We start from the raw sequence: 2,416 nt of genomic DNA, 5'->3' as shown, positions 1-2,416 counted from the left end.
TGGGGGTGGGGCGGGACCTGCATGCCGGGCTCGTCCGCGATGTCGTCCGGGCCGTAGTGGTCCACGAAGCACCACGCCCCCACCATCCGCCGGCCGAGGCTGGGCAGCAGCCGGCGCACCATCGTGCTCTCGCCCAGGGGCACCTGACGGGCCGGCAGCAGGTCGCGGACCGGGCCGGTGCCGGGCTCGCCCCCGCAGGTGGTCGGGGCGGGCTTGACGTCGAGGTTGCTCATGGGGCGGTCACCGCCGTGCGCGTCGGGCGGCCGGGCGGGCCCGGGAGAGCGCCGCCCCGCCGGGGAGGTCGTCGGAACGATCCTCCACCAGCACGGGGCGATCCTCCACCCGGAGCCGTCCAGCCGGAGCCGTCCGCCGGGGCGGGGGGATCAGTGGGCGCAGGCCCACCAGGCGTCGGCGCTCGCGCCCTCCGCCAGCGCCCGCAGCCCGGCGACGGCCGCGGCCGGGTCCTCGGCACCGTAGACGGCCGAGCCGGCGACGAAGACGTCCGCGCCGGCCTCGGCGCAGCGCTCGATGGTGCTCGCCGAGACGCCGCCGTCGACCTGGAGCCACAGCTCCAGCCCGTGCTTGGCGATCAGCTGCCTGGTCCGGCGGATCTTGGGCAGCATGATGTCCAGGAACGCCTGGCCGCCGAAGCCCGGCTCGACGGTCATGATCAGCAGCATGTCGAGCTCGGGCAGCAGGTCCTCGTAGGGCTCGATCGGCGTGGCCGGCTTGAGCGCCATCGAGGCGCGGGCGCCCTTGGCCCGGATCTCGCGGGCCAGCCGGACGGGCGCGGCGGCGGCCTCGACGTGGAAGGTCACCGAGCCGGCGCCCGCCTCCACGTACTGGGGGGCCCAGCGGTCCGGGTCCTCGATCATCAGGTGGCAGTCGAGCGGGGTGTCGGTGGCCCGGGCGAGCGACTCGACGACCGGGACGCCGAGGGTCAGGTTCGGCACGAAGTGGTTGTCCATCACGTCGACGTGCAGCCAGTCCGAGCCCCGCACGGCCTCGGCCTCCTGGGCGAGGCGGGCGAAGTCCGCGGACAGGATGCTGGGGTTGATCTGCGCCATGGGGCCTGTTTCCTCTTGTAGCCGTGATGCCTTCGTGCCGAGGGTTTCGGAGCGCGCGCACGGGCGCGCCTCGCCCATCATCCCCCGCGGCGTCGGCGACGTGTCACCACCGAGACCTCACCGTGACCGCGATCACACCCCGGGCAGGGTTATCGTGACCGCCGCCGTGGTCATCAGCCTGTACGAGAACATCCGTACGGCGCGGCACCGGCCGCGTCACCGATCCGCACATGAACCACCGCCCAACCGCGCCACAACATCGGCAGGACCCGTACGGGCACGACCCGCACGGTTCCCGCCGACGAAACCGCCCCGACGGGCCCGTCCCGACGGACAGCACCGCCGGCGACACCCGCACCAGCACGACCGCCGGGCTCCCGCCCTGAACCTCCCGCTCTCCCCGCGCTCCCGCGCCCCTCCGAGGAAGGTCCTCCGTTGGCCGATCTGGTCCACCCCGCCCGCGCCCTGTGGTGGCTCTTCGAGCCCGTGCACGCCGTCACCTACTTCACCCCCGAAGGCCTCGGCGCCTTCGAGGAGGTCGGCCTGCGCGGCGTCGCGCGGACCTACTTCGCCGGCCGCGCCGCGCCGCTCGGCGCGGTGGACGCGCCGCCGGTGATCGCCGCGTTCTTCAACTTCGCGCCCGCCCCGATCGAGCGGGCCCTCCCGGCGATCTGGAAGCTGGCCTCCCCGGAGACCGCGCTGGCCGCCCGGACGGCCGGCGCGTCGGCGGCCCTGGAGCGGCTGCTGGAGCACGTCGCCCCGGCGCGCATCGAGCAGGCCACGGAGCTGCTGGAGGAGGCCGTCACCCGGCTGGACTGCGCCGGCCGCGTGCTGGCCGCCGCCAACGCCGCCCTCCCCCGTCCGGCCGGCCTGCACGGGCGGCTCTGGCAGGCCGCCACCGTGATGCGCGAGCACCGGGGCGACGGCCACAACGCCGCCCTGGTCGCCGCCGGGCTGGACGGCTGCGAGGCGCTGGTGGTGCGCTGCGCCCTGGACGTGCGGCGCGAGGCGCTGCAGCCGTTCCGCGGCTGGACCGACGAGGAGTGGGAGGCCGCGACCGCGCGGCTGGTCGAGCGGGGCTGGCTCACCGAGCGCGGCACCATCACCGAGTGCGGCCGGATCCGTCACCAGTCCCTGGAGGCCGCCACCGACCTGGCCGCCGCCCGGGTCTGGGAGAACCACCCGCGCAACGAGCTCGACCGCCTCGCCGCCGCGCTCAAGCCGATCTCGGCCCTCTGTCGCACCGCACTGCCCCCGATCAACCCGATCGGTCTCCCCGCCACCACCACCGCCTGACCCGTTCAACCGCCCCCGCGGCCGCGTCGTCCCGTCCCCGCGCGGGGACGGGA

2 protein-coding genes and 1 pseudogene are annotated in these 2,416 nt (G+C 75.5%); 1 reads left to right on the top strand and 2 read right to left on the bottom strand.

From position 1 onward, the window contains the following. Positions 1-233 (bottom strand): annotated as a pseudogene (locus ACFCX4_RS35920) (pirin family protein); the annotation flags it as partial. Between the two features lie 150 nt (positions 234-383). Further along, complete coding sequence (gene rpe / locus ACFCX4_RS35915; RefSeq protein WP_376151627.1) at positions 384-1,067, bottom strand: ribulose-phosphate 3-epimerase; 684 nt, start codon at positions 1,065-1,067, stop codon at positions 384-386. A gap of 435 nt (positions 1,068-1,502) precedes the next feature. On the opposite strand from rpe, the gene ACFCX4_RS35910 reads away from it, so the two are divergent. Continuing rightward, entirely contained in the window at positions 1,503-2,363 is an 861-nt protein-coding gene (locus tag ACFCX4_RS35910) for a hypothetical protein (protein ID WP_376151625.1), read from the top strand. Positions 2,364-2,416 lie beyond the last annotated feature (53 nt).

The organism is Kitasatospora sp. NPDC056327 (genome assembly GCF_042261735.1).
GTDB lineage: Bacteria > Actinomycetota > Actinomycetes > Streptomycetales > Streptomycetaceae > Kitasatospora.
The sequence above is the reverse complement of the archived record's forward strand: the minus strand, read 5'-3'. Positions and strand labels throughout refer to the sequence as shown.